We start from the raw sequence: 21,095 nt of genomic DNA on the forward strand, positions 1-21,095 counted from the left end.
ACGAGCCCCTTCCGTACGAGTCACTCCTGAACGAGTCACTCCTGAACGGGTTGCTCCCGCACCAGCGTCAGGATCTGGTCCGCGACGACGTCCAGCACGTCGCCCGCCTTCTTCTCGTCGCCCAGCACGAGGAAGTTGAGGGTGAGGCCGTCGGTCAGCGCGGCCAGATACCTGGCGGCCGCGGGCTCGGGCACGGTCAGCTCCACGCCCAGGATCGAGGGGAGTTGGCGGAGCACCTTGGTGTGGGCCGCGACATAGCGCTCGTACTGCCGCTGGGCAAGGTGCTCGTAGCCGGGCTCCCGCAGGGCGTACTGGGTGAGTTCGTACGTCAGCATGTGCTCGCCGGGATGGGCCAGCACGTGGTCCCAGTACGCCTGGAGCCCGGCGCGGATCGTCTCGCGCAGGGTGGCCCTGCGGGTGAGCGTGGTGAGGACGTCCGACTCGGAGTGCTCGGAGATGGTGTCCATCACCGCTTCGAGCAACTCCTGCTTGGAGTCGAAGCAGTAGTGGAAGACGCTCAGGGAGACGCCCGCCTCCGCCACGACGGACCGCGTGGTGGTCTTCGCGACGCCGTCGCGGGCCATCACCCGGATCGCGGCCTCGACCAGTTGCCTGCGCCGCTGCGCCGACGGCATGCGCCCCATGGCGCCTCCTCCCCTGACCGGCGCAAGCATACGTTCACGGGTGGCCGGGTGGTGCGGGGCCGTCGCCCCGCACCGTCCGGGTCGGTGTTCCCCTCCTTCGGCCCACAACGGCATCTCGGCGCTGCCGCCCGTCTGCGGCGGCGTGCCCACCTTGCGGACCGCCGGGTCACAGCCACCCCTGGCGCTGTGCGTGCAGCGCCAGTTGGAAGCGGTTCGCGGCGCCGAGCCGGGCCATCAGGATCTGCAGCCGGCGGAAGAGGGTGCGGCGGCTGATGCCCAGTTCGCGGGCGATGGTCTCGTCGCTCGCCCCACCCGCGAGGAGCCACAGCAGCCGGCGGTCCGCGGGCGGCAGACCGCCCGGGCTCGTCGTGCGGCCGTGGAAGGGCAGGGCCTGGCGCCAGCACTGTTCGAACAGCGCGATCAACGCGGACAGCAGACCGCACGGCTGCACCACCAGCGTGGTGTGGTGCACGTCGGCCTCGTCGAGCGCCAGCGACACCAGGGCGTACGCGTCGTCGATGATCACGAGCTTGACCGGCACCGAAGGCAGCACCCGGGCCTGCTCGCCCGCGTTGATGCACGGCTCGATCGCCTCCCGCAGACGGCCCGGGTGCTCCAGCGACTCGCGCGAGTAGACGACCCGCTGGGTCACGCCACGGGCGAGCGTGGCCAGCGCGTCGTCCGTGGACTCGGGCATGGGCGAGTACGGCGGCGACTCCAGCTGGCGGATCTGGTCGCGGGCGCTCGCCCAGGCCTGGCGGGTGCGCGGGCCGACGGCGGCGCCGGTGACGACCTCGACGAACGTGTCGTGGTGGGTGGCGAGACGGCGGCGCCGGAACGACTCGAAGGCGCCCCCGATCGCGACCCGTGACTCCTCGAGGGCCGCCGCCCGGTGCCGGACGAGCACCTCGAGACCGGCGGCGGGCGGCACCGGCGCCACCGGGTCCCCGCCCGCTCCCGCCGCCTGGGCGAGACCGGCGTCGACTAGGTCGGCGTACGCCGCGGCAGGATCAGCCCCCGCCATCCCCGCCACCCCCGCCGCCGCGGCGATCTCGCTCAGCGGTGCGGGAGCCAGGTCGAGCAGCGCCGGATACAGCCGCGCCGCCGCGTCGTCGAGGCCCAGGAGCCGCAGGGCCTCATCGAGTTTCGCGTACGTCATGAGCCGCATTATCGACCGCCGCGAGCCACCCCGTGTGGCCGATCAGTGCCACTGGCACGGTCGGGCAATCTGCGGGGGAGAGGCGGGATACCGTCCGGGAGCCGCCGTCGACCGGCGGCGTTCCACCCGGAGCATCCAGGGGCACAGGAAGGTGTACGCGATGGCTGAAGGCCGCAAGAACGGGCTGTACTCGGGGATCTCCGAGGAACTGTCCGCGGTGATGCGCACGGACTGGGCCGACACCGAGCGGCACGATCTGAGCGCCGACGAGCAGGCCCCGTACGCGGCCGCCCGGCGCGCCGCGCTCTCCGCCCGCTTCCCCGGCGAGCGCCTCGTGATCCCCTCGGGCAACCTCAAGGTCCGCTCGAACGACGACACCTACCCCTTCCGGCCGCACTCGGCGTACGTCCACATGACCGGTGACCAGGCCCGCGACGGCGCGCTCGTGCTCGAACCGCGCGCGGACGGCGGCCACGACGCGTACTGCTACCAGCTCCCGCGCGACAGCCGGGACGACGACGGCTTCTGGACCGGCGCCACCGCCGAGCTGTGGATGGGGCGCCGCCGCTCCCTCGCGGAGGCGGCGCGCGTGCTCGGTCTGGCCTGCCGCGACGTGCGCACGGCAGCCGAGGACCTGGCCGCGGGCAGCGCCCCGACCCGCATCGTCCGCGGCGTCGACCCCGCCCTGGAGGCAGCCGTCACGACGGACGCGGACCGCGACGCCGAACTCGTCGAGGCGCTCGACGGCCTGCGCGCCGTGAAGGACGCGTGGGAGATCGGCGAGATGCGCCGTGCGGTGGACTCGACGGTGCGCGGATTCACCGATGTCGTCGGCGAGCTGTCGAAGGCGGTCGCGTCGTCCGAGCGCTGGATCGAGGGCACCTTCTTCCGCCGCGCCCGGCTCGAGGGCAACGCCGTCGGCTACGGCACCATCTGCGCGGCCGGCGAGCACGCCACGATCATGCACTGGACCGACAACGACGGCCCGGTCCGCCCCGGCGACCTGCTGCTGCTCGACGCGGGCGTCGAGTCGCGCACCCTGTACACCGCCGACGTCACGCGCACCCTGCCGATCAGCGGCACCTTCACCCCCGTCCAGCGCCAGGTCTACGACGCGGTGTACGAGGCACAGGAGGCGGGATTCGCCGCCGTGAAGCCGGGCGCCGCCTACCGGGACTTCCACGAGGCGGCCCAGCGGCACCTCGCGGCCAGGCTCGTGGAGTGGGGCTTCGTCGAGGGCCCGGCCGAGCGTGCCTACGAACTCGGCCTGCAGCGGCGCTTCACCATGGCGGGCACCGGTCACATGCTGGGCCTGGACGTCCACGACTGCGCGCAGGCCCGCACCGAGCAGTACGTCGACGGCGTCCTGGAGCCGGGCATGGTCCTCACCGTCGAGCCCGGCCTGTACTTCCAGGCGGACGACCTCAGCGTTCCGGCCGAGTGGCGCGGCATCGGCGTACGGATCGAGGACGACCTGCTCGTCACCGCCGACGGCCACGAGAACCTGTCGGCCGGTCTGCCGCGCTCGGCGGACGAGGTCGAGGCGTGGCTGGCCGAGCACGCGGGCTGAGCACGTCGCGGGGGCGCGGCCCCGTGCTAGCGTGGTGCGTTTGCGGCGCCGTCGTTGAGCGGTCGCCGCGTCCCCGCCGCGCCTTCCTCGGTACGGTCCCTTCGGAGGAAGGCTCTCTGTGAGCGATTCAGCACGTACCGACGACGCCCGGCAGGACGGCCCGTCCGCGGCAGCCGGCTTCGCGGAACTCGGCCTGCCGGCCGCGGTGCTGCGCACGCTCGACGAACAAGGGGTGCGCGACCCCTTCCCCATCCAGACGGCCACACTGCCGAACGCCCTCGCGGGCCGGGACGTCCTCGGCCGCGGGCGCACCGGATCGGGCAAGACCCTCGCCTTCGGCCTGGGTCTGCTCTCCCGCATCGCTGGACGGCGTGCCGAGTCCAAGCAGCCGCTGGCGCTCGTCCTGGTGCCGACCCGAGAGCTGGCGCAGCAGGTCGGCGAGGCGCTGACCCCGTACGCCGAGGCGCTGCGGCTGCGCATCGCGACCGCGGTCGGCGGCGTCTCCATCAGCCGGCAGATCGCCGCGCTGCGGGACGGCGCCGAGGTCCTGGTCGCCACCCCGGGCCGCCTGCACGACCTCATCGCGCGCAAGGGCTGCCGCCTGGGACAGGTCCGCATCACGGTCCTGGACGAGGCCGACCAGATGTGCGACATGGGGTTCCTGCCGCAGGTCACCGAGATCCTGGACCAGGTGCGGCCCGACGGGCAGCGGATGCTGTTCTCGGCCACCCTCGACCGCGACGTCGACCAGCTCGTCAGCCGCTATCTGCACGACCCCGCCGTCCACGAGGTCGACCCGGCGGCCTCGGCGGTCGGCGGCATCGAGCACCACGTCCTCGTCGTGCACGGCCCCGACCGGTACGCCGTCGCCACGGAGATCGCCGCCCGTGACGGCCGCGTCCTGATGTTCCTGGACACCAAGCACGGCGTCGACCTGCTCACCCGGCACCTGCGGGCCAGTGGCGTCGCCGCCGCGGCCCTGCACAGCGGGAAGGCGCAGCCGCAGCGCACCCGGACGCTTGCCCAGTTCAAGGACGGGCAGATCACGGCGCTCGTGGCGACGAACGTCGCGGCGCGCGGCCTGCACGTCGACGACCTCGACCTGGTGGTCAACGTCGACCCGGCCACCGACCCGAAGGACTATCTGCACCGCGCCGGCCGCACGGCCAGGGCCGGCCGGTCCGGCACCGTCGTGACGCTGGTCCTGTCGGGGCAGCGGCGCGAGACGAGCCAGGTCATGGCGGACGCCGAGGTCACGGCCAGGACCACCAAGGTCAGGTCCGGCGAGGCGGAGCTGAGCCGCATCACCGGCGCCAGGAAGCCTTCCGGTGTGCCCCTCGACGGAGCGCCCGCGGCGGCGAAGTCCAAGAACCACAACGCCCCGTTCCGCGGCCTCGGCTCCAGCAAGGACGAGTCCCGCGGCGGCAGCTCCGGTGGCTCCGGCAGCAGGGGGTCCCGCAAGAGCAGCGAGGCCCGCAAGCTGGCGGAGGCCCGCAAGGCGGCCCGGGTGCGACGCGGCGGCTGACGGCCCAAGACCGTGCGGGTCAGCTCAACTGCCGCCGCATCAGCGTCAGATCGAGCCACCGTCCGAACTTCGTACCGACCTCGCGGACGGTGCCCGCGTGCTCGAAGCCGTGCCGTTCGTGGAGCCGCATCGAGGCGGCGTTGCCCGCCTCGATGCCGGCGATCATCACGTGCAGACCCGCCTGCGTGGCGGACGTGACGAGGGTGGCGAGCAGGGCGTTCCCGATGCCGCGGCCGTGGTGGCCATCGGCGACGTACACCGAGTTCTCGACCGTGTGCCGAAAGCCGGAGTAGTCCTTCCAGGGCCCGTACACCCCGAACCCGACGACTGAGCCGTCCGATCCGTCCGATCCGTCTGAGCCGTCCGCCTCGGCCACGTACGCGCTGCCGCGCCCCAGGTGCGCGCCGAGCCAGGCCGCGCCCTCGTCACGGGACTGCGGGGTGTCGGTCCACAGCGCCGTCCCGTGCTCGATGGCGTGGTTGCGGATGGCGAGGACCGCGTCCAGGTCCCCGGAAAGGGCCGGGCGGACCGTCACCGCCGGCCGCCCCGTCTCGTATCGTAGATCCATGTCCAACATCGTAGACGGGGACCCGTTGGTCGAACGGATCGGTGCCCGTGTCCGGGCCGAGCGGGACCGGCGCCGCTGGACGCTGTCCGAGCTGGCCGGGGCGTCGGGGGTGTCCCGGGCGATGATCAACCGGATCGAGCGCGGCGAGAGCAATCCGACGGCCGTGGTCCTCGGCAAGCTCTCGGCGGCGTTCCGGCTCAGCGTCGCCACCCTGCTCGACCCGGAGACCCCGGACACCGGCCACGGAGACGGGGACCGGGTGCGGCGCGCGGCCGGGGCCCCGCAGTGGCACGACCCCGAGACCGGGTACGCCAGGCGTCAGCTCTCCGGGCCCGGCTTCCCCGCCGAGGTGGCCGAGATCGACCTGCCCGCCGGGGCGCGGGTCCCGTACCCCGCGGCGGCGTTCGCGTTCCACCGCCAGCTCATCTGGGTCGTCGAGGGGCACCTCACCTTCCACGAGGGCGAGACGGTCCACGAACTCGAACCCGGCGACACCGTCGAACTCGGCCGCCCCGCCCCCTGCGTCTTTGTCAACGCGACGGACCGCGCGTGCCGCTACGTCGTCGTCCTCGTGCGCGGGGAGGCGCCGTGAGCGCGACGGGCCTGCGGCGCGGGAGCGTGGGGCTGCTCGCCGCCACCGCCGGGATCGCCCTCGCCAACAACTACGCCGTCCAGCCCGCCCTCGGCGACGTCGCCCGGTCCACCGGGACCTCGGCCGCCGCGATCGGGCTCGTCACCACCGCGGCGCTCACCGGCTGCATGGCCGGGTTCGCGCTCCTGCTGCCGCTCGTCGACCGCGCGGCGCCCCGCCGCCTCGTCACCGGACAGCTCGTCCTGCTCTCAACCGGCTTGATCCTGGCGGCAGTCGCGCAGGGCATCGGGGTCCTCGTCGTGGCGTACGTGGTGATCGGCGCGGGCGCGAGCGTCAGCGCGGGCGCCTCCACGATCGCCGGGCGCGGGGTGCCCGGGCAGCGGCGCGGGGCGGCGATCGCCCTCGTCGCCGCCGGGATGTCCGCCGGGATCCTGCTCAGCCGGCTGGTCGGCGGCGCGCTCGCGGACGCACTCGGCTGGCGCGGGATGCTGCTCGCGTTCGCCGGGCTCGTGCTGCTGTGTGCGGCCGGGGCGTGGCTGCGGCTGCCGGGCGAGCGCCCTCAGCCGCCCGCCACCGGCTGTCTTGCGACGCTGACCGCCCTGCCCACGCTGCTGCGCCGCTACGGGGCGCTGCGCCGGGCCGTGGTGCGCGGCAGCCTCTGGTACTTCGCGTTCAGCCTCGTCTGGGTCGCGCTCACCGTCCGCCTGTCCCGGCCGCCGTACGACCTCGACGCCGCCACCATCGGCCTGTACAGCCTGGCCGGAGCGCTCGGCTTCGCGGCGCTGCCCGTCGCCGGGCGACTCGGTGACCGGTTCGGGTCGCGCGTCGTGATCTGCGCGAGCATGGCCGCGGCCGCCACCGGGGCGGCCCTGCTGTGCACCGGCCTGGACCGGCCCGCCGTGACCGTGGCCGCGCTCGCCCTCGTCGACGCGGGCTGCTTCACCGCGCAGGCCGCCAACCAGGCCCGGATCCTCGCCGTCGACCCCCGCCGCGGCGGCAGCCTCGCCGGCGTCTACCTGCTGCTCTACTTCCTCGCGGGCGTCATCGGCTCCGCACTCGCCGCGCCCCTGATCGAGACCGGCGGCTGGCCCGCGGCGTCCGGCGCCGTGCTGGGCGCACTGGTGCTGGCCGGACTGCTCTCCCTGCGGCGCGACCCCGAGACCCCCGGGGACGACCCCGACCCCGCATCGCCGGGGCACAACGAGAAGCGGCCGGGACGCGGACGTCCCGGCCACCTGTTGGCACTGCTCAGTCCTCGGCGCGCTGCGCCCGCTTCTCGGCCTGCTCGGCGTGCAGCTTCTTGACCCGCACGTTCTCCTTGCGGACCTCCGACTGCGTGGCGCGCTCCTTCTGCAGCCACTCGGGGTTCTCGGCCTTGAGGGCGTCGATCTGCTCGGTGGTGAGCGCTTCGGTGACACCGCCGCGGGCCAGGCCCGCGATGGAGATGCCGAGCTTCTCCGCGACCACCGGGCGCGGGTGCGGGCCGCTCGCGCGCAGGTCGAGCAGCCACTGCGGCGGGTCGGTCTGCAGCGCGCTCAGCTCACTGCGGGAGACGACGCCCTCACGGAACTCGGCGGGCGTGGCCTCGAGGTACACGCCCAGCTTCTTCGCCGCCGTGGCGGGCTTCATGGTCTGGGCGCTCTGGTGCGAACTCATGAGGTCAAGGGTATCGACCGCACGGGACGACGCTGACCGCGCCCGACCACGCCCGGCCACGACGGGTAGCCTTGCGGCGTGACAGGCACGGAGAACACCCCCACCCCGCCCCCGTCGTTCCGGCTCGCGTACGTGCCCGGGGCGACCCCCGCCAAATGGGTGCGGATCTGGAACGAGCGCCTGCCCGAGACGCCCCTCGCCCTCGTCCCGGTGGCCGCAGACGAGGCGTCGGACGTGCTGCGGCGCGGCGACGCGGACGCCGGTCTGGTCCGGCTGCCCGTGGACCGTACGTTCTTCAGCGCCATCCCCCTCTACACCGAGACGACCGTCGTGATCGTCCCCAAGGACCACGTCGTGGCCGCGGTGGAAGAGGTCACGCTCGCCGACCTGGCCGACGAGATCGTGCAGCACCCCCTGGACGACGTACTGGAGTGGGAACAACCGCCGGGGCAGCCCGCGTTCGAGCGGCCCGCCACCACCGCCGACGCGATCGAGCTGGTCGCCGCGGGCGTGGGCCTGCTCGTCGTGCCGCAGTCCCTGGCCCGCCTGCACCACCGCCGCGACCTCACCTACCGCACGGTCACGGACGCGCCGGGATCGGACATCGCGCTCGCCTGGCCGCAGGAGCGCACCACCGACCAGGTCGAGGACTTCATCGGCATCGTGCGCGGCCGGACGGTGAACAGCTCCCGGGGCCGCACCCAGGCCCCGGCCCCGCAGCCGAAGAAGAAGCCCGCGCCCGCCGGAGCCCGCAAGGCGCCGGCGCGGGGCGCGGCCCGGCCGAAGCCCGGGGCGAAGCAGGGCGGCAAGCAGCAGGGCAGTAAGCAGCAGGGCGGCAAGCGCGGCAAGCCGCGCAAGAAGTAGCGCCTAGGGCGTGTCCGGCGGGGGCGCCCCCGGTGCTCCGGCCCGTAGCCCGTCCATCACCAGGTCGAGCAGCCGCCCCGCACGGGACTGCCAGTCGCTGTGCGGGTCGACCAGCCACAGGCCCGCGATCGCCAGCATGAAGTCGTCGGGGGTGACCCCCGGCCGGATCGTGCCCGCCCGCGCGTTCGCCGCGAGCAGCGTCGTCACCGCCTCGGTCAGCGGGCCGTGCGCCAGGCTCTTGAGCGTGCCGCGTGCGGTCGTCGCCTCGCGCAGCGCGTCCGCCAGGCCCGCCTTCGCCATCGCGTACTGGGCGAGCCGGTCCATCCACTCGCGCAGCGCCACTTCCGGCGGGCGCGTGCACAGCAACTGGGCGGCGGTCTCGGCGACTTGCTGCACCTCGTAGCGGTACACCTCCAGGACGAGGGCCTCCCGGCTCGGGAAGTTCCGGTAGAACGTGCCCTGTCCGACACCCGCCTTGCGCGCGATCGTGCTCAGCGGGGCGTCCGCCGAGCACGTCAGCTCGGCGAGCGCCACCTCGAGTATCCGCTCGCGGTTGCGCTGTGCGTCCGAGCGCAGGGGCATCTGCTTCTTCGGCTGCCGCACGCGTCCTCCTGGGGCCGTGGCGCGTAAACGCCCTTGCTGGGCGGACAGTTGTCCACTACGTTCGTGCCGGGAGAGCGGACAGCTGTCCGCTTAGGCCTCCCTCACCATAGTGGCGTACACGGTGGATCCTGAACCCCGTGTCCGTCGCGGCTCGTCCGTACAGCGCTCATTCTCCTCGCACCGGATTCGCGAAAGAAGGCTGCTCATGGCCCCAGCGGGCATCTCTACGTCCAGTTCGATCACCCTGCACGTCAACGGAGAGAAGTTCACGCTGCCCGTCGACCACCGCACCACCCTGCTCGACGCCCTGCGCGAGCGCCTCGATCTGACCGGGACGAAGAAGGGCTGCGACCAGGGGCAGTGCGGCGCGTGCACCGTGCTCGTCGACGGCCGCAGGGCCGTGTCCTGTCTGCAGCTGGCGGTCGCCGCCGAGGGGCGGGAGATCACCACGATCGAAGGCGTCGCGGAAGGCGGCGAACTGCACCCGGTGCAGCAGGCGTTCGTCGAGCTCGACGGCTTCCAGTGCGGCTACTGCACGCCCGGCCAGATCTGTTCGGCCCTCGGCATGCTGCAGGAGCACGCGGACGGCTGGCCGAGCGCGGCCACCGAGGACGTGCGGCCGCAGGCCGGGCCGCCACGGCTGACGCCGGACGAGATCAGGGAGCGGATGAGCGGCAACCTGTGCCGCTGCGGCGCGTACGCACAGATCGTGAAGGCCGTCGCCCAGGCCGCCGACGGTGCGGCGCAGAGCGTGAAGGAGCCGGTGGCGTGAGGGAGTTCGGATACGAGCGGGCGCTGGACGTCCCGGGCGCCGTGGCGGTGCTCGGCGCCGACCCCGAGGCGCGCTTCCTCGGCGGCGGCACGAACCTCGTCGACCTGATGAAGGCCGGGGTCGAGCGCCCCGCCCGCCTGGTCGACGTACGCGAACTGCCCCTGGACCGCATCGAGCCGACCGGTGACGGCGGGCTGCGGATCGGCGCCACCGTCACCAACAGCGACCTCGCGGCCCACCCCGAAGTGCGCCTGAACTACCCGGCGTTGAGCCAGGCCGTGCTCGCCGGGGCGTCCGGGCAGCTGCGCAACATGGCGACCGTGGCCGGAAACCTCCTGCAGCGCACCCGCTGCGGCTACTTCACCGACGTCAGCAAACCGTGCAACAAGCGGGTGCCCGGCAGCGGCTGCCCCGCCCTCGCGGGCGAGCACCGCAACCACGCGATCCTCGGCGCGAGCGAGGCGTGCGTGGCCGTGCACCCGTCGGACATGGGCGTCGCCCTCGCCGCCTTCGACGCCGTCGTGCACTACGAAACGGCCGAGGGGGCAGGGGAGTTGAGCCTCGCGGACTTCTACCGTCCCGTCGGCGACACCCCGCACCTGGAGACCGCGCTGCCGTCCGGCGCGCTCATCACCTCGGTCACCCTGCCGCCCGCTCCCGTCGCCGCCCGCTCCCGCTACCGCAAGGTCCGCGAGCGCGCCTCGTACGCCTTCGCCATCGGCTCCGTGGCCGCCGCGCTCGACGTCCAGGACGGCGTCGTACGGGACGCCCGGCTGGCCTTCGGCGCGGTCGCGTCCCGGCCGTGGCGGGCCCGCGCGGCGGAGCGTGCACTGATCGGATCGCCCGCGGACGGCGCGTCGTTCGCGGCCGCGGCCGACGCCGAGCTCGCCGCGGCGAGCCCCCTGGAGCAGAACGCGTACAAGCTGCCGCTGATCCGCAACCTGGTCGTGGCGATGCTCACCGAACTCAGTGAGGAGACGGCCCGATGACCCAAGCGTCCACCACGGTGAAGCCGGACGCGGTCGGTGTCGCGCACACCCGCGTCGAGGCCCTCGACAAGGTCACAGGGGCCGCACGGTACGCGGGCGAGATCCCCTTCGCCGAACTCGCCCACGGCTGGCTGGTGTTGTCGACCGTGACCCGCGGCCGGATCACGTCGATCGACGAGGCGGCGGTGCGCGCCCTGCCCGGAGTCCTGACGGTCCTGCACCACGGGAACGCGCCACGGGTGAAGGACGACGTCGTCGGCGCGCTCGGCCGGCCCGACCCGATCGTCGAGGTCTTCCAGCACGACCGGGTGCCGCACGCGGGCTGGCCCGTGGCCCTCGTCGTCGCCGAGACCTCCGAACAGGCGCGGGAGGCCGCCGAGGCGCTCGTCGTCACGTACGCGCAGGAGCCGCACGACGTCGCCTTCCACGCCGGCCGCCCCGGCGTCTACACCCCGCCGGAGATGGAGACGGCGAAGGGTGACCTCGACGCCCAACTCGCCGCGTCCGCCGCGGTGGTGGACGCCGCGTACACGACGCCCGAGCAGCACCACACCGCGATGGAGCCGCACGCGGTGACGGTGCGCTGGCACGACGGACGCCTGGAGCTGTTCGACTCCAACCAGGGCAGCAAGTGGGTCGCCGACGACCTCGCGAACCTGTTCTCGCTCGACACCTCCGCCGTCCACGTCCGCTCCGAGCACGTCGGCGGCGCCTTCGGTTCCAAGGGCCTTCGCGCGCACCACGTGGCCGCGGTGATGGCCGCGACCGAGCTGCAGCGGCCCGTACGCGTGGTCTTGACGAGGCGTCAGGTCTTCGCGACCACCGGCTACCGCAGCCCCACCGCACAGCGGGTGCGGCTCGGTGCCGACGCGGACGGGCGGCTGCGCGCCTTCGGGCACGAGCACCTGAACCTGACGTCGAACCTGCGCGAATTCGTCGAGGGCGGCGCCGGGTTCGGGCGCAGCATGTACGACGCCGACGCCCACCACACCGTCAACCGGGTCGTCCCCGTGGACGTCGCGACGCCCACCTGGATGCGGGCGCCAGGCGAGGCCCCCGGCTCGTTCGCCGTGGAGTCCGCGCTCGACGAACTCGCCGAGCGACTCGGCATCGACCCGATCGCGCTGCGCGTGCGCAACGAACCGACGGTGGGCCCGGTGTCCGGGCTGCCGTTCAGCAGCCGCAATCTGCTCGGCTGCTTCGAGGAGGGCGCGCGGCTGTTCGGCTGGGCGGAGCGCGACCCGCGTCCGCGGGTGCGCCGCGACGGGCGCTGGCTGCTCGGCACCGGCACCGCCGCGTCCACGTTCCCCTCCGGCGCGGCCCCCTCCACGGCGTCCGTGACCGCCGAGGCCGACGGCAGCTTCACCGTCCGCATCACCGCGTCCGACGTCGGCACCGGCGCCCGCACCGCCCTCGGCCTCATCGCCGCCGAAGCGCTCGAAGTGGCGCCGGAGCGGGTGCGCGTACGGATCGCCGACTCCGACTTCGGGAACGCCTGGGTCGCGGGCGGCTCCATGGGTACCAGGTCCTGGGGCTGGGCGGTCATGGCGGCCGCCCGTGACCTGCGCGAACGCCTGCCGCTCGCGGCCGGGGAGATCCCCGAGGACGGCATCACCGCCACCACCGACACCGGGGCGCTGATCGCCCAGCTCGCACAGAAGGAGCGGTACGCGTACGGGGCGCAGTTCGCCGAGGTCGCGGTGGACGTGCTCTCCGGCGAAGTACGGGTGCGCCGCATGCTGGGCGTCTTCGCGGCGGGGCGCATCGTCAACCCGCTCACCGCCCGCAGCCAGCTCGTCGGCGGCATGACCTGGGGCATCTCCATGGCCCTGCACGAGGAAGCGGTGCGCGACGCGGCGTCCGGCGGGTACGTCGGCGCCGACTTCGCGGGCTACCACGTCGCGGCGCACGCGGACGTGCCCGCTGTCCGGGCCGAGTGGATCGACGACCCGGACCCGGACGACCCCGTCGGCATCAAGGGCATCGGCGAGATCGGCATCGTCGGCACGGCCGCCGCCATCGCCAACGCCGTCTGGCACGCGACCGGCGTCCGCCACCGCGACCTGCCGATCCGGCCCGACCGGGTGCTGCTCGCCGAGGCGCGGCAGGACGGGCGGCCGGATGCTTGACCTCGCCGCCGAGCTGACCCAATGGCTCGGCCAGGGACGGGAGTTCGCCGTCGCCACCGTCGTCTCGGTGAGCGGCAGCGCACCCCGTCCCCCCGGCGCGGCCCTCGCCGTCGACGCCGCCGGAGAGGTCATCGGCTCCGTCTCCGGCGGCTGCGTCGAGGGCGCCGTCTACGAACTGTGCGTCGACGCCCTGCGCGAACGGGCCGTCCGCAGACAGCGGTTCGGCTACAGCGACGACGACGCGTTCGCCGTGGGACTGACCTGCGGCGGCGAAGTGGAGGTGCACGTCGTCCCGGTGTGGTCGGGCGCCTCCGCCCGGGCGGCGCTCCGGTCGGCGCTCGCCGCGGCGGCCGCCGGAGAACCGGTGGCCCTCGCGCGCGTGCTGGAGGGCCCCGGCGAACTGGCCGACGGCGGCGGCCTGTTGGCGGTGCGACCCGACGGATCGTACGAGAGCGGGCTCGGCTCGGCCGACGACCCGGGCCTCGCCGAGCAGGCCCGCGCCCTGCTCGGCCTCGGCCGTACCGGGGTCTGCCCGGTGCCGGAGAGTTCGGCGCGGTGCGGCGGCGACGTCACCCTGTTCGTCGAGTCGAGCGTGCCGCCCGCCCGGATGATCGTGTTCGGCGCGGTCGACTTCGCGGGCGCCCTCGTCCGGGTCGGCAAACTGCTCGGCTTCCACGTGACGTTGTGCGACGCGCGGGGCGTGTTCGCGACGCGGACCCGCTTCCCCGAGGCGGACGAGGTGGTCGTGGAGTGGCCGGACCGCTATCTGCGGGACACGGCCACGGACGAGCGGACGGTGCTGTGCGTGCTGACCCACGACGCCAAGTTCGACGTACCGCTCCTGGAGGTCGCGCTGCGCCTCCCGGTCGCGTACGTCGGCGCGATGGGCTCGCGGCGCACGCACGAGGACCGGCTGACGCGGCTGCGGGAAGCGGGCCTCGGCGACCACGAACTGGCCGGGCTACACTCACCGATCGGCCTCGACCTCGGCGGCCGTACGCCCGAGGAGACGGCCGTGTCGATCGGCGCGGAGATCGTCGCGGTGCTGCGCGGCGGGAGCGGGGCGGCGCTGCGCGGGGGCGACGGGCCGATCCATCGGGGAGTGGCGGGACGCGGGTGACCGACGCGGGGCCCGCCCGGCCACGCTCGACCTAGCCGATCGGCCCGGCCCCGGTCGCCGCGACGGACAGTTCCCACAGTCGCGCGGCCGAGGCCGGGCCGACGGCGTATCCGCGGACCCGGCCCGCGGCCATCGGCCCGTCCTCGTCGGTGACCCGGGCCACCTCGCAGTCCTCCAGGTAGATCCCGCCGCGGTCGGCGAGGAGCGGGGAGGTCGCCGCCCACAGGCCGGTGGCGGCGCCCTGCGACGCGGACTTGAAGCCCTCGCCGATCACGGTGCCCTGCTCGTCCACCCAGCCCAGGTCGACCTGCTCACGGTGCGTCAGCTCCCGCTGGAGGCCGGTGATGATGCTGCCCGGGTGGAGGGCGAACGCCCGGATGCCGTCGCCGCGGCCGAGGGCGTCGAGATGGACGGCGAACAGGACGTTGGCGGTCTTGGCCTGCCCGTACGCGTGCCAGCGGTCGTAGCCGGTGCGGAAGTGCGGGTCGTGCCAGCGGATGTCGGTGATGCCGTGGCCGGCGGAGCTGTAGACGACGACGCGGGCCCCATGCGCGGCGCGCAGGAGCGGGTACAGCTCGCACGCCAGGGCGAAGTGCCCGAAGTGATTGGCGGTCAGCTGGTACTCCCAGCCCGGGCCGACGCGCCGTTCCGCGGTGGACATCACCCCGGCGACGGCCATGAAGAGGTCGAGCCGGTCGACCGACTCGCGGATGTGTGCGGCGGCGGCGCGGACGCTGCCGAGGTCGGTGAGGTCCATGGGGACGACTTCGCAGGCGGCACTGTCGAGTCCGGCGAGCGCCTCCCGGGCGGACTCGGGCCGGCGCGCGGGGACGATGACCCGGGCCCCGGCGGCCACCAGGGCCCGGGCGGTCTCCAGGCCGAGGCCCGAGTAGCCGCCGGTGACGACGGCGGTCCTGCCGGAGAGGTCGACCCCGGCCATGACCTCCTCGGCGGTGGAGGCCGCGGAGAAGGGGGAGTTGACCGGGTGCTGTGCGGAGGTGGTCTGAACGGTCCGGGTGGCCCGGAGGGTCTGGACGGTCCGGGTGCTCTGAATGCTCATGCCGGGAACGCTACGAGCTAGAGGGAGGTCTAGATCAAGCCCGGACCAAGCCCCGGACCAAGCCCCGGACCAAGCCCCGGACCAAGCCCCGGACCAAGCCCCGGACCAAGCCCCGGACCAAGCCCTACAGTGACCCGCATGACGACGCCCCAGGCCCTCACCGCATCGCTCGCCATCGGCGAGGTCGCCGACCGCACCGGCCTGAGCGTCCACGCCCTGCGTTTCTACGAGCGTGAGGGCCTGCTCGTAGGGCCGGTCCACCGCACCACGGGCGGCCGCCGCCGCTACAGCCCCACCGACGTCGACTGGCTGGGGATCTGCGTCCGGCTGCGGGAGTCCGGGATGCCCCTCGCCGAACTGAAGCGGTTCGCCGAACTGGTCCGGCAGGGCCCGGGCAACGAGCCGGAGCGCCTGCGGCTCCTCGACGCGCACCAACGCCGCGTCGAGGACCAGATCCGCGCCCTGGAGGAGTGCCGCTCCGTCATCGCCCGGAAGGTCGGCGTCTACGCCGACCACGTCGCGCGCGGCACGGCCGCCGGGCTGTGGGACCCGACGGCCGCCCCGGACACGCCCTAGGGCGTGTCTTGCGCGTTGCTAGCGGGCGAAGTTGGCGGCGATCCGCTGCTGGATGTAGTCGGCGGCCGTGATCCGCGGATAGCGGCCCTCGGGCCCCTCGATCACCACGTCACGGTCGGCCTGCGCGAAGAACGCGATGCTGTGGCGCGCCGACCGGTCCTCGCCCGGGGCGGGGGACTTCACCCGGTGGAAGTTCGACGGCAGCCGGTCGTCGCTCCACCGCATCAGCATGTCGCCGATGTTGCAGGTGATCACGGAGTCGGCCGGTTCGACCGGCGTCCACTCCTGCGCCTCGGCCTCCTTGCCCGGGCACACCTGGAGACCGCCCTGTCCCGCCCGCTGGAACAGCAGCGTCAGACAGTCGAAGTCCGTGTGTGCCCCGGCCCGCCAGACGTTCGCCGGGATCTCGGCGTCCGCGGGCACGGCGAAGTAGTGCAGCATCCGCAGCGTCGACTGGTACTGCGGGCTCGCCGGGTCGTGGGCCCGTGCGAAGAATCCGTCCGGCAGGCCAAGCCGGTCGGCGAAGCAGGACAGGACGCGCATCGCGAGGTCCCGGCACTGCCCCTCGAAGGCGAGCGTGCGCTCCCGGAAACCGGGAAGTACGTCGTCCGGCCACAGGTTCTCCATGTGCGGCCGGGTGACCTGGTACGACTCCTTCTGGTCCGGCGTCCCGATCGACGGACGGACCTGGGTCATCGACTCCCAGCCGGAGTTGAGGCCCTTCTTCAGCCCGTGCCGCGCCTTCGTCTCCTCCGGCAGCGCGAAGAAGCGCTCGGCGTCGGCGAACGCGCCGTCCACGGCGTCCTGTTCGATGCCGTGGTTCACCAGCTGGAAGAAGCCGATGTCCGTGGCAGCGGCCCACAGCTCCTCGGTGATCGCGGCCTTGCGGGCGTCGAAGTCGGTGAGGTCGATGCGCCGGATCTCCCGGTCGGCGCTCTCCGTCCCGGCCCCGCCCATGCGGGTCTCCTTGGCGAGTTCGGCCAGCTCGTACGTGGTGTCTGTCATCGCGGTGTCGCTCCTCGAAGCGATCGTGGGTACGGGATGCAGTCACCGCCCCTGCGATCCCCACCGCGGACGCCCAGAGGTCCACGGGCACGGTCGCGGCGGGCCCTTCGTGGGCCGCGCGCCGTGGGCTGGCACGGGTCCCGGTGCGTTTCCGGGACCCCCGCGCGATGCGTTCAGCCTGCCCGGCGCGTGTTACCGCCGCCGATCACGGTGTTACGCGGCCGTAAACGCGAGTCCGGCCGCCAACTCCTTTGAAGACAACCGGACATGCTCACCGTCCTGGACGAGCACCTCACCCCCGACGAGGACCGTGGCCACGGTCCGGCTGCCCGCGCACGTGAGCAGCGTGGCTCCCGGATCGCGTACGGGAAGGCACGCGTAGTCCTTCTCGAAGCGGTGCAGCACCAGGTCCGCCTGCATTCCCACCTGTACGCCGTCGGGCCGTTCCTCCAGGCCGAGGACCCGGTTCGCGCCGTTCGCGGCCATCGCGAACATCTCCGGGAAGCCGAACAGATCGGCCTGCTTGTGCGCGGCACGCTGCAGATACGCGCCCATGCGCAGCGCCTCCAGAATGTCCTGGGTGTCGTTGCTCGCGGCCCCGTCGACGCCGAGTCCGACCCGCAGTCCGGCCGCCAGCATGTCCGGCACCGGGGCGATGCCGCTGCCGAGCCGCATGTTGCTGAGCGGGTTGTAGGAGACGCCGACACCGTGCCGCGCGAGCGTCGCGCGACCCGCCGCGTCGAGCTCCACGCAGTGCACCGCGAGCAGCCGGTCCCACAGGAACCCGGCCCGCTCCAGGTACGCGACGGCCCCGACCCCCGCGTGCGCACGGCACATGGCATCGTCCGTCGTCGTCTCCAGCAGGTGCAGCGACACGGGCAGCCCGCGCTCGTCGGCGTACGCGCGCACGCGACCCATGCCCTGCTCGGTGAGGCAGCGCGGATTGGGCACGGCGACGCCGAGCGACACCCGGCTGCCGTGCGCCGCTGCGATCAACTCGTCCGTGTGCGCGAGCACTTCGTCGACCGGCTGCATCAGCCGCGGATCGAACCCCCACTTGCGACTCGGGTCGGCGCGGTCGGCGACGCCCCGGCACAGCACGGCCCGTACGCCGCTGTCGTGCAGCGCGCGCAGCACCGCGTCATGGACCTCGGGCGACGGATGCGGCCACATGTGCTCGACGAGCGTGGTGGTGCCGCTGCGCAGCGCCTCTGCAGCGGCGGCGGCCGCGGTCGCGTAGGCCCGCTCGGGCGTCAGGAGCGCCGCCTCCTCGCCGACCGCGCTCAGCCAGGCGAGCAGCGGAAGGCCCTCGCCGATCCCGCGCAGTCCGGCCTGGAAGAGGTGGGTGTGGGTGTTGACGAGACCGGGCGTGAGATGTCCGCCGCTGCCGTCCAACACGTGGGGACCGTAGGGGAGTTCACCGTGCGGTACGAGCGCGGTGACGCGTCCCGCGTCCAGGTGCACGTCCATCCCCGTACGCCAGGAACCTCCGCTGAACACGGTGACATCGGTGATCGTGTCGACAGTCATCGGGCGGCGCCCTTCGTGCGACGGGACAGGAGGGGTGGCAGGCGGTGCGGCGTGTGGTGGAACAGCAGGTTCAGCGCGAACGCGACGATCCCGGTGACGGCGATGCCGCTGTCCAGGACCGTGCGTGCGGCGGCGGGCAGCGGCGCGTAGAAGTCGGGGGCGCCGACGGGGATCATGCCGAGCGCGAAGGCGAGGGCGACCGTCAGGAGGTTGCGGGAGTCGGTCAGGTCGGCGCGGGACAGAATGCGCAGACCGACCGCGCCGACCGTCCCGAACATGACGAGCGACACCCCGCCGAGCACCGGCCCCGGCACCGCGGCGACGGCCGCGCCGAGCACCGGCACGAAGGCGAGCACCACCATCAACGCCCCGGAGAGCGCGACGACCTGACGACTCCTCACCCGCGTCACGCTCACCAGGCCCACCGACTGCCCGAACGTCACGATCGGGAACGACGCCAGCGCCCCGGACACCACGGTCGCCGCACCGTCCGCGCGCAGCGCCCGTACGACGGTCGGCGCGTCGTCGCCCCGCTCGACGATCTGCCCCACGGCGAGGGTGTCGCCCACGGACTCCACCATGTTCACGAGCTGGACGACGAGCATCGCGGCGATCGCCGGCACCAGGAACGTGGGCGCCCCGAACGCGGTCGGGTCCGGTACGGTCACCACCCGCGCGTCCGCCACCTGCGAACCGTCGAACAGGCCCAGCGGCACGGCGAGTACGGTGCCCGCGGCCAGGGCGACGAGCACCGCGAAACGGGCGAGCGCGGGCGGCGCGAGCCGTTCGACGAGCACCACGAGCAGCACCGTGACCGCGGCGAGCGCGAGCCCGCGCCCACCGCCCGAATCGTCCCCGCCCGCGACGAGCCCGGCCGCGGACGGCACGAGCGAGAACCCGATCACCGCGATGACGGTCCCGGTGACCAGCGGCGGGAACAGGTGCAGCCACCGCCCGAACCACGGCGCGATCGCCACGGTCACCAGGCCCGACACGATCGTGGCCCCGAACACGGCGGCGAGCCCGTGCTCCTTGCCGATCAGCACGGCGGGTGTGATCGCGGTGAACGTGGACCCCATCACGATCGGCAGCCGCGCCCCGAACCACTTAAGACCGAGCGACTGCAGCAGCGTCGCGAGCCCGCTGACCAGCAGATTCGCGCTGATCAGCAGACGTATCCGGTCCTCGGGCAGCTGCAGTGCACTCCCCACGAGGAGGGGCATCGTCGCCATGCCCGCGTACGCGACGAGGAGATGCTGCAGGCTCAACGGCACCAGGCGGCGCAGCGGCGGCCGGACGTCGACGGGGTGCGGGTGCGGTGCGGTCGCGACGGCGTGCGTGGCCACAGCCATCGTTCCTCCCTGAAAGCTCGGTGGAAGACGGCTGGTTAGCGCCGGACCGGTGAACGGGCGGGCGCCCACCGGCCGTTGCAGCCATGACCGGTGTAGGGGCGACCGTAGGGAGCGTGTGTTTCGCGGGCATTGCCGCCACGGGTCGGCCGTGGATCCCGCCGCGCGGGTCCGCGAGGGTGGCAACTCCCTATTGGTCCAGACCCATTGACGAAAGGTCTGGACCTCTCTACCGTGCGTCGCGTACACGCCAGAAACGCCATCCCCCACTCGTCCGGCGACCCTGCGGAGGCCCCCCATGTCCCGTCGCAGTCGTACCTCCCGTCTCCTCGGCGCGGCCCTCGCGGCGGCCGCCGCCCTGTCCACCGTCCTGGTGGCGGCGCCCGCCGCCCCCGCCGCGGACACCTGCGCGACAAAGCAGAGACCGGCCGGAAAGGTTCTCCAGGGTTACTGGGAGAACTGGGACGGCGCCGCCAACGGCGTGCACCCGCCCTTCGGCTGGACCCCCATCACCAACCCCGAGCTCGCTCAGCACGGCTACAACGTGATCAACGCGGCGTTCCCCGTGATCCGCTCCGACGGCACCGCGCTGTGGGAGGACGGCATGGACGCGAACGTGAAGGTCGCGACCCCGGCCGAGATGTGTCAGGCGAAGGCCGCGGGGGCGACGATCCTGATGTCGATCGGCGGCGCCGCGGCCGGGATCGACCTCAACTCCTCCACTGTCGCCGACCGCTTCGTCGAGACGATCGTCCCGATCCTGAAGAAGTACAACTTCGACGGCATCGACATCGACATCGAGACGGGCCTGACGGGCAGCGGCAACATCGGCCAACTCTCCACCTCCCAGGCCAACTTGATCCGCATCATCGACGGCATCCTGGGTCGGATGCCCGCCGGGTTCGGCCTGACGATGGCGCCCGAGACGGCGTACGTCACCGGCGGCAGCGTCACCTACGGCTCGATCTGGGGCGCCTACCTGCCGATCGTCAAGAAGTACGCCGACAACGGCCGCCTGTGGTGGCTCAACATGCAGTACTACAACGGCTCCATGTACGGCTGCTCCGGCGACTCCTACGAGGCCGGCACCGTACAGGGCTTCACCGCGCAGACGGACTGCCTCAACAAGGGCCTCGTCGTCCAGGGCACCACCATCAAGGTCCCCTACGACAAGCAGGTCCCGGGCCTGCCCGCCCAACCAGGCGCGGGCGGCGGCTACATGACGACTGGTCAGGTGGCCCAGGCCTGGAACGCGTACGGCGGCGGGCTCAAGGGGCTGATGACGTGGTCGATCAACTGGGACGGCTCGAAGGGATGGACCTTCGGTGACAACGTGAAAGGGCTGATGTAGTCACCGAGTTGCTCTGAAGGCCCCGGCCGTTCG

The 21,095-nt window shown here is 73.2% G+C and carries 20 protein-coding genes; 11 read left to right on the forward strand and 9 right to left on the reverse strand.

Annotated features, from left to right (window positions below; translation table 11 throughout):
• Positions 1-35 precede the first annotated feature (35 nt).
• Positions 36-644 (reverse strand): TetR/AcrR family transcriptional regulator, encoded by a 609-nt coding sequence (locus tag ACIBUY_RS33220; protein WP_365572474.1) that lies wholly within the window; start codon positions 642-644, stop codon positions 36-38.
• Between the two features lie 166 nt (positions 645-810).
• The gene (locus ACIBUY_RS33225) at positions 811-1,803 is read right to left on the reverse strand and encodes a LuxR family transcriptional regulator (protein ID WP_399154578.1); all 993 of its coding nucleotides are present in this window, start codon (positions 1,801-1,803) and stop codon (positions 811-813) included.
• Positions 1,804-1,963: 160 nt separating this feature from the next.
• On the opposite strand from ACIBUY_RS33225, the gene ACIBUY_RS33230 reads away from it, so the two are divergent.
• On the forward strand, positions 1,964-3,373 hold the full coding sequence (locus tag ACIBUY_RS33230; protein ID WP_399154579.1) for an aminopeptidase P family protein: 1,410 nt from the start codon (positions 1,964-1,966) through the stop codon (positions 3,371-3,373).
• 118 nt (positions 3,374-3,491) lie between these two features.
• Positions 3,492-4,898 (forward strand): DEAD/DEAH box helicase, encoded by a 1,407-nt coding sequence (locus ACIBUY_RS33235; protein WP_365572465.1) that lies wholly within the window; start codon positions 3,492-3,494, stop codon positions 4,896-4,898.
• Positions 4,899-4,917: 19 nt separating this feature from the next.
• Here ACIBUY_RS33235 and ACIBUY_RS33240 read toward each other — a convergent pair whose 3' ends face one another.
• On the reverse strand, positions 4,918-5,466 hold the full coding sequence (locus ACIBUY_RS33240) for a GNAT family N-acetyltransferase (RefSeq protein ID WP_399154580.1): 549 nt from the start codon (positions 5,464-5,466) through the stop codon (positions 4,918-4,920).
• Here ACIBUY_RS33240 and ACIBUY_RS33245 point away from each other — a divergent pair.
• Both ACIBUY_RS33245 and ACIBUY_RS33250 read left to right on the forward strand, forming a co-directional pair.
• On the forward strand, positions 5,465-6,058 hold the full coding sequence (locus ACIBUY_RS33245; protein WP_399154581.1) for a helix-turn-helix domain-containing protein: 594 nt from the start codon (positions 5,465-5,467) through the stop codon (positions 6,056-6,058). The two genes, ACIBUY_RS33240 and ACIBUY_RS33245, sit on opposite strands and share 2 nt — an antisense overlap.
• Positions 6,055-7,362 carry an MFS transporter gene (locus tag ACIBUY_RS33250; protein WP_399154582.1) on the forward strand — a complete coding sequence of 436 codons (1,308 nt, stop codon included), beginning with the start codon at positions 6,055-6,057 and terminating at the stop codon, positions 7,360-7,362. Before ACIBUY_RS33245 ends, ACIBUY_RS33250 begins: the two co-directional genes overlap by 4 nt.
• On the opposite strand, the gene ACIBUY_RS33255 is transcribed toward ACIBUY_RS33250, so the two are convergent.
• Positions 7,307-7,714, reverse strand: a complete 408-nt coding sequence (locus ACIBUY_RS33255; RefSeq protein ID WP_399154583.1) for a DUF5997 family protein — start codon at positions 7,712-7,714, stop codon at positions 7,307-7,309. The two genes, ACIBUY_RS33250 and ACIBUY_RS33255, sit on opposite strands and share 56 nt — an antisense overlap.
• A 78-nt stretch (positions 7,715-7,792) precedes the next feature.
• Here ACIBUY_RS33255 and ACIBUY_RS33260 point away from each other — a divergent pair, with 78 nt between their 5' ends.
• On the forward strand, positions 7,793-8,578 hold the full coding sequence (locus tag ACIBUY_RS33260) for a LysR substrate-binding domain-containing protein (protein WP_399154584.1): 786 nt from the start codon (positions 7,793-7,795) through the stop codon (positions 8,576-8,578).
• Positions 8,579-8,581: 3 nt separating this feature from the next.
• On the opposite strand, the gene ACIBUY_RS33265 is transcribed toward ACIBUY_RS33260, so the two are convergent.
• Positions 8,582-9,160 carry a TetR/AcrR family transcriptional regulator gene (locus ACIBUY_RS33265; protein WP_365572660.1) on the reverse strand — a complete coding sequence of 193 codons (579 nt, stop codon included), beginning with the start codon at positions 9,158-9,160 and terminating at the stop codon, positions 8,582-8,584.
• Positions 9,161-9,386: 226 nt separating this feature from the next.
• Between ACIBUY_RS33265 and ACIBUY_RS33270 the strand changes: the two genes are divergently transcribed.
• From ACIBUY_RS33270 to ACIBUY_RS33285, 4 genes are read left to right on the forward strand one after another with little or no spacing between them, the layout of a single operon-like run.
• Positions 9,387-9,953, forward strand: a complete 567-nt coding sequence (locus ACIBUY_RS33270; protein ID WP_365572448.1) for a 2Fe-2S iron-sulfur cluster-binding protein — start codon at positions 9,387-9,389, stop codon at positions 9,951-9,953.
• The gene (locus ACIBUY_RS33275) at positions 9,950-10,942 is read left to right on the forward strand and encodes an FAD binding domain-containing protein (protein WP_399154585.1); all 993 of its coding nucleotides are present in this window, start codon (positions 9,950-9,952) and stop codon (positions 10,940-10,942) included. The genes ACIBUY_RS33270 and ACIBUY_RS33275 overlap by 4 nt, the downstream gene beginning before the upstream one ends.
• Entirely contained in the window at positions 10,939-13,071 is a 2,133-nt protein-coding gene (locus tag ACIBUY_RS33280; protein WP_399154586.1) for a xanthine dehydrogenase family protein molybdopterin-binding subunit, read from the forward strand. The genes ACIBUY_RS33275 and ACIBUY_RS33280 overlap by 4 nt, the downstream gene beginning before the upstream one ends.
• Positions 13,064-14,191 carry an XdhC/CoxI family protein gene (locus ACIBUY_RS33285; protein ID WP_365572440.1) on the forward strand — a complete coding sequence of 376 codons (1,128 nt, stop codon included), beginning with the start codon at positions 13,064-13,066 and terminating at the stop codon, positions 14,189-14,191. The genes ACIBUY_RS33280 and ACIBUY_RS33285 overlap by 8 nt, the downstream gene beginning before the upstream one ends.
• Positions 14,192-14,222: 31 nt before the next feature.
• On the opposite strand, the gene ACIBUY_RS33290 is transcribed toward ACIBUY_RS33285, so the two are convergent.
• Positions 14,223-15,251, reverse strand: a complete 1,029-nt coding sequence (locus ACIBUY_RS33290; protein ID WP_399154587.1) for an oxidoreductase — start codon at positions 15,249-15,251, stop codon at positions 14,223-14,225.
• A gap of 138 nt (positions 15,252-15,389) precedes the next feature.
• Between ACIBUY_RS33290 and ACIBUY_RS33295 the strand changes: the two genes are divergently transcribed.
• Positions 15,390-15,827 (forward strand): MerR family transcriptional regulator, encoded by a 438-nt coding sequence (locus tag ACIBUY_RS33295; RefSeq protein WP_365572434.1) that lies wholly within the window; start codon positions 15,390-15,392, stop codon positions 15,825-15,827.
• A gap of 18 nt (positions 15,828-15,845) precedes the next feature.
• Here ACIBUY_RS33295 and ACIBUY_RS33300 read toward each other — a convergent pair whose 3' ends face one another.
• The 3 genes from ACIBUY_RS33300 to ACIBUY_RS33310 form a co-directional block, all read right to left on the reverse strand.
• Complete coding sequence (locus ACIBUY_RS33300; RefSeq protein ID WP_399154588.1) at positions 15,846-16,832, reverse strand: isopenicillin N synthase family dioxygenase; 987 nt, start codon at positions 16,830-16,832, stop codon at positions 15,846-15,848.
• Between the two features lie 213 nt (positions 16,833-17,045).
• The gene (locus ACIBUY_RS33305; RefSeq protein WP_399154589.1) at positions 17,046-18,362 is read right to left on the reverse strand and encodes an amidohydrolase family protein; all 1,317 of its coding nucleotides are present in this window, start codon (positions 18,360-18,362) and stop codon (positions 17,046-17,048) included.
• A complete protein-coding gene (locus ACIBUY_RS33310; protein WP_399154590.1) occupies positions 18,359-19,714 on the reverse strand; it encodes a uracil-xanthine permease family protein in 1,356 nt (451 codons plus the stop codon). Before ACIBUY_RS33310 ends, ACIBUY_RS33305 begins: the two co-directional genes overlap by 4 nt.
• Before the next feature lie 295 nt (positions 19,715-20,009).
• Here ACIBUY_RS33310 and ACIBUY_RS33315 point away from each other — a divergent pair, with 295 nt between their 5' ends.
• Positions 20,010-21,062 (forward strand): chitinase, encoded by a 1,053-nt coding sequence (locus ACIBUY_RS33315; RefSeq protein ID WP_399154591.1) that lies wholly within the window; start codon positions 20,010-20,012, stop codon positions 21,060-21,062.
• Positions 21,063-21,095 lie beyond the last annotated feature (33 nt).

Source organism: Streptomyces sp. NPDC050085, from assembly GCF_044460595.1.
Taxonomy (GTDB): domain Bacteria; phylum Actinomycetota; class Actinomycetes; order Streptomycetales; family Streptomycetaceae; genus Streptomyces.